The sequence below is a fragment of the Janthinobacterium sp. GW821-FHT03C10 genome (assembly GCF_059420865.1).
In genome coordinates this window covers 406332-420368 of record NZ_JBWKUN010000005.1, presented here as the reverse complement: position 1 = coordinate 420368, position 14037 = coordinate 406332, and the positions used below count along the sequence as shown (strand labels likewise).

14 protein-coding genes and 1 riboswitch are annotated in these 14037 nt (G+C 62.5%); of the genes, 5 read left to right on the top strand and 9 right to left on the bottom strand.

The genetic code is table 11. The features are described 5' to 3' along the window. Nucleotides 1–104: 104 nt before the first annotated feature. On the bottom strand, nucleotides 105–1232 hold the full coding sequence (gene hppD, locus AC07VH_RS19010; protein WP_475415892.1) for a 4-hydroxyphenylpyruvate dioxygenase: 1128 nt from the start codon (nucleotides 1230–1232) through the stop codon (nucleotides 105–107). Between the two features lie 125 nt (nucleotides 1233–1357). Between hppD and AC07VH_RS19005 the strand changes: the two genes are divergently transcribed. Beyond that, entirely contained in the window at nucleotides 1358–1882 is a 525-nt protein-coding gene (locus AC07VH_RS19005) for an Lrp/AsnC family transcriptional regulator (RefSeq protein ID WP_034783525.1), read from the top strand. On the opposite strand, the gene AC07VH_RS19000 is transcribed toward AC07VH_RS19005, so the two are convergent. The 4 genes from AC07VH_RS19000 to AC07VH_RS18985 all read right to left on the bottom strand — a co-directional run bounded on the left by AC07VH_RS19000 (nucleotide 1883) and on the right by AC07VH_RS18985 (nucleotide 6514). After that, a complete protein-coding gene (locus tag AC07VH_RS19000; RefSeq protein WP_494787495.1) occupies nucleotides 1883–2599 on the bottom strand; it encodes a GNAT family N-acetyltransferase in 717 nt (238 codons plus the stop codon). It lies immediately after the preceding gene. An 87-nt stretch (nucleotides 2600–2686) separates the two neighbouring features. Continuing rightward, nucleotides 2687–3784, bottom strand: a complete 1098-nt coding sequence (locus AC07VH_RS18995) for a tRNA nucleotidyltransferase/poly(A) polymerase-related protein (protein ID WP_494787496.1) — start codon at nucleotides 3782–3784, stop codon at nucleotides 2687–2689. 12 nt (nucleotides 3785–3796) lie between these two features. Next, a complete protein-coding gene (locus tag AC07VH_RS18990) occupies nucleotides 3797–4513 on the bottom strand; it encodes a glutathione S-transferase family protein (protein WP_494787497.1) in 717 nt (238 codons plus the stop codon). Between the two features lie 12 nt (nucleotides 4514–4525). Continuing rightward, entirely contained in the window at nucleotides 4526–6514 is a 1989-nt protein-coding gene (locus AC07VH_RS18985) for a lytic transglycosylase domain-containing protein (protein WP_494787498.1), read from the bottom strand. A gap of 32 nt (nucleotides 6515–6546) precedes the next feature. On the opposite strand from AC07VH_RS18985, the gene AC07VH_RS18980 reads away from it, so the two are divergent. After that, a complete protein-coding gene (locus tag AC07VH_RS18980) occupies nucleotides 6547–7146 on the top strand; it encodes a 5-formyltetrahydrofolate cyclo-ligase (protein WP_489629179.1) in 600 nt (199 codons plus the stop codon). Nucleotides 7147–7160: 14 nt separating this feature from the next. On the opposite strand, the gene metF is transcribed toward AC07VH_RS18980, so the two are convergent. The 4 genes from metF to metK form a co-directional block, all read right to left on the bottom strand. Next, nucleotides 7161–7991 carry a methylenetetrahydrofolate reductase [NAD(P)H] gene (metF, locus tag AC07VH_RS18975; RefSeq protein WP_475415887.1) on the bottom strand — a complete coding sequence of 277 codons (831 nt, stop codon included), beginning with the start codon at nucleotides 7989–7991 and terminating at the stop codon, nucleotides 7161–7163. Beyond that, nucleotides 7978–8334, bottom strand: a complete 357-nt coding sequence (locus AC07VH_RS18970) for a phage holin family protein (protein WP_034783534.1) — start codon at nucleotides 8332–8334, stop codon at nucleotides 7978–7980. The genes metF and AC07VH_RS18970 overlap by 14 nt, the downstream gene beginning before the upstream one ends. An 81-nt stretch (nucleotides 8335–8415) precedes the next feature. Then, nucleotides 8416–9840, bottom strand: a complete 1425-nt coding sequence (gene ahcY / locus AC07VH_RS18965) for an adenosylhomocysteinase (RefSeq protein ID WP_475415886.1) — start codon at nucleotides 9838–9840, stop codon at nucleotides 8416–8418. A gap of 24 nt (nucleotides 9841–9864) precedes the next feature. Beyond that, nucleotides 9865–9933, bottom strand: a riboswitch (S-adenosyl-L-homocysteine riboswitch). Between the two features lie 123 nt (nucleotides 9934–10056). Next, nucleotides 10057–11223 carry a methionine adenosyltransferase gene (gene metK / locus AC07VH_RS18960; RefSeq protein ID WP_436497882.1) on the bottom strand — a complete coding sequence of 389 codons (1167 nt, stop codon included), beginning with the start codon at nucleotides 11221–11223 and terminating at the stop codon, nucleotides 10057–10059. A gap of 188 nt (nucleotides 11224–11411) precedes the next feature. Between metK and AC07VH_RS18955 the strand changes: the two genes are divergently transcribed. From AC07VH_RS18955 to dapF, 3 genes are read left to right on the top strand one after another with little or no spacing between them, the layout of a single operon-like run. Further along, a complete protein-coding gene (locus AC07VH_RS18955) occupies nucleotides 11412–12281 on the top strand; it encodes a lysophospholipid acyltransferase family protein (protein WP_475415885.1) in 870 nt (289 codons plus the stop codon). Beyond that, nucleotides 12278–13153, top strand: a complete 876-nt coding sequence (locus tag AC07VH_RS18950; protein WP_494787499.1) for an LpxL/LpxP family acyltransferase — start codon at nucleotides 12278–12280, stop codon at nucleotides 13151–13153. The genes AC07VH_RS18955 and AC07VH_RS18950 overlap by 4 nt, the downstream gene beginning before the upstream one ends. Before the next feature lie 11 nt (nucleotides 13154–13164). Continuing rightward, the gene (dapF, locus tag AC07VH_RS18945; RefSeq protein ID WP_494787500.1) at nucleotides 13165–14028 is read left to right on the top strand and encodes a diaminopimelate epimerase; all 864 of its coding nucleotides are present in this window, start codon (nucleotides 13165–13167) and stop codon (nucleotides 14026–14028) included. Nucleotides 14029–14037 lie beyond the last annotated feature (9 nt).

The following is a 14037-nucleotide window of genomic DNA, read 5'->3' as shown; positions in this document are numbered from 1 at the left end:
AATGACTTGTTTGTCGTAGACTACCACAGGAAGGCGCGCAGTTCTTTGCTGCGCTGCACTCCCGGGCCGGTACTTTTTTTACTACTATTTGTTACAAAGCAACATTACGCCGCGTTCGTATCTTTCAGCACGCCGCGCTTGATCTGGTCCAGCTCGATCGATTCGAACAGGGCGCGGAAGTTGCCTTCGCCGAAGCCCTGGTCGCCCTTGCGCTGGATGATCTCGAAGAAGATCGGGCCGATCACCGTCTGCGTGAAGATTTGCAGCAGCAGTTCGCGTTCGTTTTCCGTGCTGTGGCCATCGATCAGGATGCGCAGGCGGCGCAGTTCTTCCAGCTGCTCGCCGTGGTTCGGCAGGCGGCGGTTGACCAGCTCATAGTAAGTTTCAATCGTATCCTGGAAATCGATACCTGTATCGCGCATGCCTTGCACGGACGCGTAGATATTGTCCGTACCCAGCGCGATGTGCTGGATGCCTTCGCCGTGGTACTGATCCAGGTATTCGGCGATCTGCGACTTGTCATCCGACGATTCATTGATCGGGATACGGATCTTGCCGCATGGCGAAGTCATGGCCTTCGATTTGAGGCCCGTATGCTTGCCTTCGATATCGAAGTAGCGCACTTCGCGGAAGTTGAACAGGTTTTCATAGAAGCTCGCCCATTCCTTCATGCGGCCACGGTGCACATTGTGCGTCAGGTGGTCGATGTAGGTCAGGCCATGGCCGACCGGGTTGGCGACGGCGCCGGGAATGGCGACGAAATCGACGTCATAGATGCTGATGTCGCCGATGCCGCCCGGCGCGGCCGCGTCCGGCTTGTCGGCGCCCTTGCCGCGCCAGCGGTCGACGAAGTACAGCAGCGAATCGCCCACGCCCTTGATGGCGGGAATATTCAGCTCCATCGGCCCCGTCTTATTGTCGAAACCCCAGGCGCCCAGTTCCAGCGCGCGGCGGTAGACGAAGGCCGCGTCGTCGACGCGGATGGCGATGGCGCACACGGACGGGCCGTGATGACGGGCAAAACGCTGCGCGAACGAATCTTGTTCGGCATTGATGATGAAATTGATGTCGCCCTGACGGTACAGGGTCACATCCTTGTGGCGGTGGCGCGCGATGGCCGTGAAGCCCATGTTCTCGAACAGCTTGCCCAATGCTTTTGGGTCTGGTGCTGCATACTCGACGAACTCGAAACCATCGGTACCCATCGGGTTGTCCCAAGGCTGAAATTGCATGATGTCTCCTCCAAGAAGTAGCGCACAGTATAGGCGTGGGTCACGGGCATTAAATGCCAAAGATCTCCCGAACAATCATGATTTGCGCAATAATATTGCGTGAAACAAGAACCACCGGAGGAAGCATGAGCAAAATTACGCTGGATAAAACGGATCGCAAGATCCTCTCCGTCCTGCAGGCCGATGGCCGCCTGTCGAATCAGGACGTGGCCGAGCAGGTCAGCCTGTCGCCGTCGCCATGCTTGCGCCGCGTCAAAAGGCTGGAAGAAGCGGGCGTGATCCGCCAGTACGTGGCCCTGCTGGACCCGGAAAAGATCGGCCTGGGCTTGCTCGCCTACGTCAATGTGCGGCTGGAAAAGCACAGCGACGCCACGGCCCACAGCACGGCGCGCGTGCTGGCGCCGAATCTGGTGACGAACACGTCGCCGCGCGCCGACTTCGCCGTGGCCGTGGCGCAATGGCCGGAAGTGGTGGCCTGCTATGCGATGACGGGCGAAATGGATTATCTGTTGCGCGTGCACGTGGAAGACATGGAGCATTTCTCGCGCTTCATGATGGCCACCCTGCTGCGCCACCCGGCCGTGCTGGACGTCAAGTCGAGCTTCGCCTTGCAGCGCATCAAGGATACGACGGCACTGCCCCTGCTGTAATCAGTCGGCAGGCGGCGGGGGGGCCGGCGGCGCGGGCTTCTTGCGCCCTGGCAAGCGCTCGAACAGTTTGCTGGCGGCGCGCGCATTCGCCTTGAATGTGTAGTCGAACATGGCGAACTGCTCCTGCACGGCTTCCTGCAGCATGCTGGTCGGGTTCGGCGGCAACAGTTTTAGGTAGGCATCGGCTTCGCCATAGTCGCGCTGGATTTCCATGCCCGCCTTCTTGGCGATATGCATCATCGTCTTGTTCGACGACAAACAATGCATGTACAGGGTATCGACATCGTTGTTGCGGCAGTGAATTGCCGCCCGCTCGAACAGTTTCGAACCGACGCCCATGCCGCGCATCGATTTCGACACGGATACGCCAAACTCGGCCACCTGCTCCTTGTCCGTCACCACGCTTTTCGCCGGCGACTGGTCCTTCGGCGCGAACGCCAGATGGCCCACGCCCACCAGTTTGAACAGGCTGTTGTAGACGCCGTAGATCATGTCGCGCGAGAAATCCATCTTTTGCACGTACTGCGCGACGAGTTCATCGGGCAAGGCGCTGCCGAAGCGCAGCAGGCGGTCGCTTTTCTCGAGCGACAGGAAATGCTTCATCATGCGGCGCCGGTCGCGCTCGTGCAACTGCTTGACGAGCACGGTCGGACGCCCGCCTCCGCTACGGCTGAGCCAGCGGCGAAACGGGTTTTGAAACAGCTTGGGTAAGGTCACGTCGACTCCTGGGGGCGGTGCTGCGGCACGTCAGGCCGTTATTGTGCAGTGCAACATCATGGCGCCATTGTAGCCTATCCGCGCCATTCAAGCCTGGGCCAGGAAGGCCGCCACGGCCGCCACCCGCGCCGCATGGATGACTTCAGGGATGCGTTTCGGCTCCGCACAGCCTTGCGCCAGCGCACCCGCATGCACGCCGCGCGCCGCGTCCAGCCCGCCCTGCAGCCGCGCCGCCTGGGGAAAGTCGCCGGTGACCAGTCCGTCGCAAGCCACGGCTTGCAGCAGTTGCACGAAGCGCTGCGGCTTGCGCAAGCCGTCGCAGCGTTCGCACAGGGCGACGATGGCTTCGGCGCCCAAGTCCAGCGCGCCGTTGATATTGTCCAGCTCGCGCGCCGCCATGACGGCCAGTTCGCGGCACTCGTTGGGCACGCGCAGGCGCTCGCTCAACTGCTCGATGGCATCCTTGCTCATATGCAGCGTCAAGGCGGCGAAGCGCACGGGCAAGTCAAGGCCTTGCGCGGCGGCATGGTCGATGACCTGCAGCAAGCGCTCGCTCAACGTGATTTCCCCCATGATGCGCGCCAGGGCGCCGCATTCGTGCAGCACCGTCAGCATGCGCGAAGGATGGCTTTCCATCAATCCCTTGGCCACCTCCTGCCACACGCGCTCGGCCACCAGGGCGTCGACTTCGCCGTCCTGCACCATCTCGCGCATCAGTTCCATGGTGGCGGGCGCCACAGTGAAAGTATGAAAGCGGGCGGCAAAGCGGGCCAGGCGCAAGATGCGCACGGGGTCCTCGCCAAACGCGTCGGAGACGTGGCGGAAGATCTTGTTCTGGATATCCTCGACGCCGCCGAACGGGTCGGTCAACGTCCCATCCTCGGCCCGGGCGATGGCGTTGATGGTCAGATCGCGGCGTACCAGGTCGTCTTCCAGGGTGACGTCGGGCGCCGTGTGGAAGACGAAACCCCGGTAGCCGGGGGCCGTCTTGCGTTCCGTGCGGGCCAAGGCGTATTCTTCCTGCGTCTTCGGGTGCAGGAAGACGGGAAAATCCTTGCCGACGGGGCGGAAGCCCTGACGCAGCATGTCTACCGGCGTGGCGCCCACAACGACGTGGTCGTGGTCTTTCACGGGCAAGCCCAGCAGTTGGTCGCGCACCGCGCCACCGACCGTGTATATCTTCATAACACTCTTTTCTTAATCAGGCAATTCCGCGTCGTGCTTGGCAGCAATTTCCGTCTCCGCCAGCGCTTCCGTGATCCAGCGGGCCACGGCCGGGTGCGCCTGCACGCGCTCGCAGTAGGCGTTCAGCGCCGGCGCCAGCGACACGCCATAGGTGCGGAAACGCATGACGACGGGGGCAAAGTACGCGTCGGCGATGGAAAAGTCGCCGAACAGGAACTGGTGGTGGCCAAAGCGCGACAGGCACTCTTCCCAGATTTCGCTGATGCGGCCGATGTCCGCCTGCGCGGCGGCCGTGCGGCCACGGCCCGGCAACTTCGCCTTGATATTCATCGACATGTCCGTGCGCAGGCCGGTGAAACCGGAATGCATTTCCGCGCAGACACAGCGCGCCATGGCGCGCGCGGCCACGTCTTGCGGCCACATGTGTTTATCGGGAAACTGCTCGGCCAGGTATTCGCAGATGGCCAGGCTGTCCCAGATCGTCATTTCTCCCGCCAGCAGCACGGGCACCCGGCCGCAGGCCGAATACACGGCGATTTTTGTCGCCGTGTCGCTCTGGTCGAGCAGCACGCGCACTTCCTGGAACGGGATGCCGAAGGCCGTCATGGCCACCCACGGGCGCATCGACCACGACGAGTAATTCTTGTTGCCGATAATCAGGGTCAGGCCCGGCTCGCGCGCGGCGGCCAGGGTTTGCGTCAGGCTGGGGTCAAGGATGGTGGTTTGCATGGTCAGCGATCTTTAATTGGATGATGGCAAATCGGCCGCGACGGCGCTGTTTTTCGGTCCCACGGTGCCCAGGCGCGCCTTCAGCGACTGCGGGCTCTTCTCGAACAGGGCCGCGTAATAGGTGGCGTTGGCCATCACGTTTTTCACGTAGCCGCGCGTTTCCGTGTACGGAATGATCTCGGCAAAGACGGCGCCTTCCAGCGGACGCGTCATGGTGGCGCGCCAGATGCGCAGGCGCCCCGGTCCCGCGTTGTAGGCGGCGCTGGCCAGTACTTGCGAACCGTCCAGGCCGCCGAGCACCATGTTCAGGTAATTCGTGCCCAGCAAGACGTTGGTGCGCACGTCGCTCAAGGTTTCCGTCACAAAATCAGTGAGACCGATCTTCTTGGCGACATATCGGGCCGTCGACGGCATGACCTGCATCAAGCCGGACGCGCCCACGTGCGACTGCGCATCCATGATGAAGCGCGATTCCTGGCGGATCAGGCCGTACACCCAGGCCTTATCCAGACCCAGGGTTTGCGTGGCCGGATGCATCACGTCGTCGTGCGGCGTCGGATAGCGTTGCGTATAGTCCACCTCCAGGCGCGTGCGGTCCGAGGTGTTGACCATGCGGTCGAGCACATTGTTCTGGCGCGCAAATTCCGCGGCCGCCAGATGCTGCCGATCCGTCATCGAACGCAATTCCCAGTTCCACTCGCGCGTGCCTTCGAAGCGCAAGCGCATGTTGAAGAATTTCAAGGCACGCTGCAGTCCCGGATTGGCGGCCATGGCGGCGATTTCCGCCGGCGTGATGGGCTGGCCCGGCGGCGGCAAGACCAGGTGGTTGCCCAGCTCTTCATTGGCCAGCAAGCCGTAGAAATTCGATTGCTCGGAAATCGTGCGGTACAGGGCATCGGCCTGCGCATTCGGGCGGCCCGGCGTTTCCGCCTGCTGCGCGCGCGCCAGCCAGTAGACCCAGGTCGGGTCCGCGCGCAGGGAGGCCGGCATGGCCTGGATCGCCGTCTTCACCTGGGGCCAGTTGCCTTCACGCAAGGCGATACGCGCCTTCCACTGCATCTGCTCCTGGGTCAACGGTGCGCCATTGGTTTTCTGCCAATATTCGAACGCTTCCGGCGCCAGCGAATACGACGCCTGCAAGGCCAGGCTGGCCCAGCCGATGGCCTGTTCCTGCGCCGTCAGCTGCGCGCTGGCCTTTTGCAGCGCCACCACGCCCAGTTTCAAGGTGCTTTTCGCCATGCGGCCGACGGCCACCAGGTACATCTCGTGGTCGGCACGGCTGGCGCCCGGCCCCTTGGCCAGCACCAGCGCTGGCAAATCGATCGCTTGCGCCATCTTCGCGTCGGAGGCACCCAGCAGCAGCGCGATGCGGCGCGCCGGGCCCGTGGCGTTGGTCTGGCCCGCCAGACGGATCTGCGCCCACAGGTCGTTCGTGTCGAACTGGCCGTTTTGCGCCAATGCGGCGATCAGGCTGCCGCACGCTTCGCCATAGCCGGGCGGCGAGACGAGCAGGTTGCGCGCCTCGGACGCCACGTTCTGGCCCTTGGCGGCGCGCGACATCAGCGCATAGCACTTGAGCTGGGTGTCGTCATCGAGGGCGAATTGCGGATATTGCTCGTCGAACACGACCCAGTCGCGCTTGCGGCCCAGCTCCAGCAGCCAGTCGTTGCGGAAGCGGTCGGCGATGGCGCTGCCCTTGTAGCGGTTCAGGTAATCGCGAAATTGCGCTTCGGTCAGCAGTTTGATGCGCGGTTTCAGCCGATAATAGTCAACATACGAGGGAATCTGGTAATTCGTCAGGCGCCCCGCATAAAAGTCGGCTTTTTCGACGTCATCCTTGCGCGCGGCGTCGCGCAGCAGCAAGAAGGCATCGTCCTCGCTGCGCGTGTCGGGGGCGGCTGGGGATACGGTGGTCGATACCTGGGCCAGGGCGGCCAGGGGAGACAAGGCCGATGCAACACACAGCATCGTGCCGGCAATCCATTTCAGTGGGGAAATCAATGTACGACTCTCAATCTTAACTTGATGGTGATATGAATAGCGACCCTAGAATAACATGCGATCCGGCTGCACGGCCACCCATTGCGCCACAGGAAAAAGCCGGCTTGCGCAAAGCCTTGCTGGCGGCCCGCCGCGCCCTGCCCGACGCCACGCGCACGGGGTGGGATGCGGCCATCGCGCAGCGCCTGCTGGACTGGTGCGCGCAAGAAAACGTCAAGGAACTGGGCGTGTACTGGCCCCTGCACGGCGAGCCGGACTTGCACGGCGCATATGCGCAGCTGGCCGCGCGCGGCGTGCAATTAAGCTTGCCGGTGGTGTTGGAAAAGCATGCGCCGCTGGCATTTTCCGACTGGACGCCGGGCGAGCCCATGGTGAAGGATGGCATGGGCGTGGCCGTGCCCGCGCAATTGCGCCTGCGTCCGGCACCTGCCACCCTGCTGGTGCCCTGCCTGGGTTTTAACCAGGAACGCTTTCGCCTCGGCTATGGCGGCGGCTATTACGACCGCACCCTGGCGGCCACGCCCCGTCCGCGCACGCTCGGCGTCGCCTATGCCTGCCTGGCGGCAAGTTTTCCCAACGGCGAATACGACATCGCCCTCGATCACATCGTGACCGAGGGCGATCTGTTTTAACGCGTCAGAACGGTTTATTTCACCAGGCGCTGCCACAGTGCCGTCGTGGGCGCCGCCTGGTTCATGCTATAGAAATGCAAGCCTGGCGCGCCGCCTTCCAGCAAACGCTCGCACAAGCCCGTCACCACGTCCAGGCCAAAAGCCTTGATGGACGCGCTGTCGTCGCCGAAACTGGCCAGTTTCAGACGCACCCAGCGTGGAATTTCCGCGCCGCACATGTCCGAAAAGCGCATCAGCTGCGTGTAGTTCGTGATCGGCATGATGCCGGCCACGATGGGCACGTTGATGCCCATCTTCTGCGTCTGCTCGACAAACTGAAAATACGCGTCGGCATTGTAGAAGTACTGGGTGATGGCGGCATTGGCGCCGGCCTGCACCTTGCGCGCGAACGCGTTCAGGTCGTCCTGCGGCGAACGGGCTTGCGGGTGCACTTCCGGATAGGCGGCCACTTCGATATGAAAATGGTCGCCCGTTTCGGCGCGGATGAATTCCACCAGCTCGTTGGCGTAACGGAACTCGCCCGAGGCGCCGTAGCCGCTCGGCAAGTCGCCGCGCAAGGCCACGATGCGGCGCACGCCGGCCGCCTTGAAGTCGGCCAGCACGGCGCGGATCGATGCACGCGAACCGCCCACGCAAGACAGATGGGGTGCGGCCTGTTCGCCGGCCGCCAGGATTTCGCGCACGGTGTCCAGGGTGCCCTGCTGCGTGGTGCCGCCCGCGCCGAACGTCACCGAGAAATACTTCGGATGCAACTCAGACAACTTGACGCGCGTGGCGCGCAGCTTTTCCGCCCCTTCCGGGGTTTTCGGCGGGAAAAACTCAATACTGAAATTATGCTTTTCCATCGTCATTACTCAAAAGTAAGGTCGACAAGGCCCAGGAAATGATGCTGTACAGAATGGCACCGCCCACGGCCGACCAGAAACTGGCGACATGGAAACCATCGATCACCTGCGCCACCAGCCAGAACAGGAAGCCGTTGATGATCAAAATGAACAGGCCCAGCGACAAAAACGTCACGGGCAGGGTCAGCAGGATCAGCAAAGGACGGATCAGCGCATTGACCAGTCCCAGCACGGCGGCGGCCAGCAGCGCGGTCCAGCCGCTGCTCATCGTCACCGAGTGCATCAAATACGGGACGGCAAACAGGGCTGCCGCATTGATAAACCAAATCAGTAGCAAGCGCATTTCTCTAGCCTGTCAAAAGTAGGGTCAGGCCGGCGGCAGGCGCCGGCCCTCAGAGGGTGAGTTACAGCCCCGGACTACCGATTAATAACGGTAGTGTTCTGGCTTATAAGGGCCTTCTTGACGCACGCCAATGTAGTCGGCTTGCTCTTGCGTCAGTTCCGTCAGCTGCGCATTCAACTTTTTGAGTTGCAGGCGAGCGACTTTTTCATCCAGGTGTTTTGGCAGGGTGTACACGCCGACCGGGTAGTTGGCCGTGTTCGCGTACAGCTCGATCTGGGCGATCGTCTGGTTGGCGAACGACGAGCTCATCACGTACGACGGATGGCCCGTGCCGCAACCGAGGTTGACCAGGCGGCCTTCGGCCAGCAGGATGATGCGGCGGCCCGACGGGAAGATGATGTGGTCGACTTGCGGCTTGATGTTTTCCCACTCGTATTGTTTCAACGAAGCGACGTCGATTTCATTGTCAAAGTGACCAATATTGCAGACGATGGCCTGGTCTTTCATGCGCGTCAGGTGATCGTGCGTCAGGATGTGATAGTTGCCGGTGCAGGTGACGAAGATGTCGCCGTGTTCGCAGGCGTAATCCATGGTCACCACGCGGTAGCCTTCCATCGCCGCCTGCAGTGCGCAGATCGGGTCGACTTCCGTCACCCATACTTGCGCCGACAGGGCGCGCATGGCTTGCGCCGAACCTTTACCGACGTCACCGTAACCGGCGATGACGGCCACTTTACCGGCGATCATCACGTCGGTGGCGCGCTTGATGCCGTCAACCAGCGATTCGCGGCAGCCATACAGGTTGTCGAATTTCGATTTCGTGACGGAATCGTTGACGTTGATCGCAGGGAAAGCCAGCTTGCCTTCCTTGTGCATCTGGTACAAACGGTGCACGCCGGTCGTCGTTTCTTCCGTCACGCCGAGGATTTCCGGCAGGCGCTTCGAATACCAGGTCGGGTCGGCCAGCAAGTGCTTCTTGATCGAGTTGAACAGGCAGATTTCTTCTTCCGAACCGGGATTGGCCAGCACCGACAGGTCGGTTTCCGCGCGCACGCCCAGGTGCAGCAGCAGGGTCGCATCGCCGCCATCGTCGAGGATCATGTTCGAGTAGACAGCCTTGCCGTCCACGTTCGGCCATTCGAAGATGCGATGCGTGTATTCCCAGTAGTCGTCCAGCGACTCGCCCTTGACGGCGAAGACTGGCGTGCCGGCGGCAGCGATGGCGGCGGCGGCGTGATCTTGCGTCGAGTAAATGTTGCACGATGCCCAACGCACTTGCGCGCCCAGTGCTTCCAGAGTCTGGATCAGCACGGCGGTCTGGATGGTCATGTGGATGGAACCGGTGATGCGCGCGCCCTTCAAAGGCTGCGCTGCCGCGAATTCTTCGCGGATGGCCATCAGGCCAGGCATTTCCGTTTCAGCAATCTTGATTTCTTTGTCGCCCCATGCGGCCAGAGTGATATCGGCGATGGTGTAGTCGTGTTGCGATTTGAGTACGGCGTTCATCACGCCCTCCTTTCAGTTGAAAAAGGTACGTGAGCGCGGTTGCAGGATATTCCGAGCCTGGCGAATTTCTTCGTCGCAACGCTCCTCGGACGGGGGATTTTAACATTGTCAAGGCTGGCGCGCCAGCTTGTTCGCCATACATTGCCACGTAACAACACATAAAAAAAGCGCCCGCAGCCATGAGGCCGGGGCGCTTTTCTTGCACATCCGACCAGATTACTTCAGGCCGGCGGCGTCGCGCAGCAGGGCGACCTTGTCCGTGCGCTCCCACGTGAATTCCGGCTCTTCGCGGCCGAAATGGCCGTAGGCGGCGCTCTTCTGATAGATCGGGCGCAGCAGGTCGAGCATTTGTACGATGCCTTTTGGACGCAAATCAAAGTGCGCCAGTACCAGCTTGGCGATTTCCGTGTCGGGAATCACGCCCGTGCCTTCCGTGTAGACGGTGATGTTGATCGGCTTGGCCACGCCGATGGCGTAGCTGACCTGCACCTGGCATTGGCGCGCCAGGCCGGCGGCGACGATGTTTTTCGCCACGTAGCGGGCCGCGTAGGCTGCCGAACGGTCGACTTTCGACGGGTCCTTGCCCGAGAACGCGCCGCCGCCGTGCGGGGCTGCGCCGCCGTAGGTATCGACGATGATCTTGCGCCCGGTCAAGCCGCAATCGCCTTGCGGACCGCCGATGACGAAGCGGCCCGTCGGGTTGACGAGGAATTTGGTCTCCGTCAGCCATTCGCGCGGCAAGATGGGCTTGATGATTTCTTCGATGACGGCTTCTTCGATCTGCTTGTGCGAGATTTCCGGCGCATGCTGGGTCGACAGCACGACCGTGTGCACGCCGACGGGGCGGCCGTCGACGTAGCGCAGGGTCACTTGCGATTTCGCATCCGGACGCAGCCATGGCAGACGGCCATCCTTGCGCAGCTGCGACTGGCGCTCGACCAGGCGGTGCGCGTAGTGGATGGCGGCAGGCATCAGCTCGGCCGTTTCATCGCAGGCGTAGCCGAACATCAGGCCCTGATCGCCGGCGCCTTGATCCAGGTCAATCCCCGCACCTTCATCGACGCCTTGCGCGATGTCCGGCGACTGCTTGTCGTAGGCCACCAGCACGGCGCAACCCTTGTAGTCGATGCCGTATTCCGTGTTGTCGTAGCCGATGCGTTTGATGGTTTCGCGCGCAACTTGAATATAATCCACATTGGCGTGCGTGGTAATCTCGCCAGCCAGCACCACCAGACCCGTGTTGCACAGGGTTTCGGCAGCCACGCGGGCGCTCGGATCCTGGGTCAGGATGGCGTCAAGGATGGCGTCGGAAATTTGATCGGCAACCTTGTCGGGATGGCCTTCCGAAACGGATTCGGACGTGAAGAGATAGTCGTTTGACATTGCAAGCTCCTGTTTACTATGTGAATGTTCTGTCGCAGTAAAGAGGATTTTGCCTGCGACGCTTTAGCGAGATTTATATTCCGCATCGCAAGTTGTCTATTAACTCAGCGGTTACTGCATACGTGGTATTTTACGCTTCTTAAAAAATTTTGGCACGGCAACACGCCATTCCTGGAAACAGCTTATACATGTTAGTCCCAATTTTCCGCTTCCTGTCCCTCTTTCCCCTGCCCGTCCTGCATGGCCTTGGCGCTGCGCTGGGATGGGTGATTTACGCCATTTCGCCGTCCTACCGGCGCCGCATGCGCGAGAACATGCAAGGTGCGGGGTTTTCGCAACACTTGCACACGGCCGTGGCCGAAGCGGGCAAGAGCGTGCTGGAACTGCCCTTCATCTGGTGCGCGCCGGCCGAACGCGTGGCGCGCCATGCGACGGTGGAAAACTGGGAACTGGTGGAAAAAGCGCTGCAGCACGGCCGCGGCATCGTCTTCCTCACGCCGCACCTGGGCTGCTTTGAAATCGTCGCCCAGCAGATCGCCCTGCGCACGCCGCTCACCGTGATGTACCGCCCGCCCAAGCGCGCCGCCCTGAAACCGCTGATCGAAGGCGCGCGCGCGCGCGAAAACCTGATGCTGGCGCCGGCGAACATGTCGGGCGTGCGCATCTTCGCCAAGTGCCTGAAAAAGGGACAACCGATCGGTCTGCTGCCCGACCAGGTGCCGCAGGAAGGCGAAGGCGTGTGGGCCGATTTCTTCGGCCGCCCCGCCTACACCATGACCCTGCCCGCCAAGCTGGCGCAGATGGGCGGCGCCGAAGTCATCATCACCTACGCGGAACGCCTGCCGGGCGGACGCGGCTATGTCGTGCATTTCGTGCCGTTCACCGAATCCCTCGACAGTACCTCTGCCGAGCAGGCGCGCACCATCAATGCGGCCATGGAACAATTGATCGCGCGCAGCCCCGCGCAATACCTGTGGAGCTACAATCGCTACAAGGTGCCGCGCGGCGCGCCGCCGCCCACGCCAGCGACGCCCGAGGCCGCCAAGGAGCAGGCATGAGACTGCTGATCGCCTTCATGTGGCTGCTGCACTGGCTGCCCCTGCCCATCCTCGGCCGCTTCGGCGTGGCCGTCGGCAGCCTGCTGTTCATCGCCATGCCCACGCGGCGCAGGATCGCCCTGACGAATCTGCGCCTGTGCATGCCGGAACTGACGGAACAGCAGCGCGTGGCGCTGGCGCGCCAGCATTTCCAGGCGTATTCGCGCAGCGTGTGGGAACGCAGCATCCTGTGGTGGTCGTCGGAAGCGCGTCTGAACCGCCTGATCAGGAAAGTGCCCGCCTTCCCGGGCCAGCAGATCGCCGCCAAGCCCACCATTTTGCTGTGCCCGCACTTCGTCTGCCTCGACGTGGCCGGCGCCGCCACGGCCATGGAAATTTCCGCTTCGTCGATGTACGTGCAGCAAAAGAATGCCGCCTTCGACCAGGCCTTGCGCAACGGCCGCTCGCGCTTCAAGCCGCCCAAGCTGTTTACGCGCCAGGACGGCATCAAGACGATTCTGCGCGCGCTGCGCGACGGCTTGCCCTATTTTATGTTGCCGGACATGGATTTCGGCGAGAAGGATGCGGAATTCGTGCCCTTCTTCGGCGTGCCGGCCGCCACCCTGACGGCCACGGCGCGCCTGGCGCTGGCCGCCAAGGCGCAGGTGATTCCCGTCATCGCCACTTTTTTGCCCAATTACCAGGGCTGGCAAGTGACCTATTACCCGGCCTGGGACGATTATCCCGGCGACGACATCACGGCCGCCACGCGCCGCATGAACGAATTCATCGAGGAAAGAGTGCGCGAAGCGCCGGCCGAGTATTTCTGGACGCATAAACGCTTCAAGACGCGTCCGGAAGGCGAAGCCTCGTTCTATAACCAGCACAAGTGATACGGCAGAACATGAAACTCCACTTTACCAAGATGCATGGCGCGGGCAATGACTTCATCGTCATCGACGCCATCAATCAAGACATCGACTTTACGCCGGCCCAGTGGCAGCGCCTGGCCGACCGCCGTTTCGGCATCGGCGCCGACCAGATCCTCGTGGTGGAAAAGCCGCGTCTGCCCGGCTGCGACTTCCGCTACCGCATCTACAACAACGATGGCGGCGAAGTGGAACAGTGCGGCAACGGCGCGCGCGCCTTCGTCAAGTTCGTCAGCGAAAAAGGCTTGTCAAGCAAGGCCAGCATCCGCGTGGAAACCATGGCCGGCGTCATCGCGCCGCGCCTGGAAGCCGATGGCAGCATCACGGTCGACATGGGCGCGCCCGAGCTCGATCCCGCGCTGGTGCCGTTCGATGCGGCCGGCCTCGCCGGCGTGGCGGAAGGCAGCGGCACCCTGTGGCCGCTGGACCTGGCGTTGCCGGGCGAGAGCGCCCCCGTACTGGTGTCCGTCGTCTCGATGGGCAACCCGCATGCCGTGCAAGTGGTCGACGACGTCGACGCGCAAGACCTGGAACAGTCGGGCCCGCGCATCGAGCACCACCCGCGCTTTCCCCGCCGGGTCAACGCCGGCTACATGCAGGTCGTCGACCGCCAGCACGTGAAACTGCGCGTGTATGAGCGGGGCGCGGGCGAAACGCTCGCCTGCGGCACGGGCGCCTGCGCCGCCGCCGTGGCCGGCATCCTGCGCGGCCGGCTCGACTCCCCCGTGCGCATCAGCGCGCGCGGCGGCGAACTGTCGATCGCCTGGCAAGGCCCCGGCCACCCCGTCCTGATGACGGGCCCGGCCGTGACCGTGTTCGAAGGCACGATCGAGCTGTAGACGGGTGAA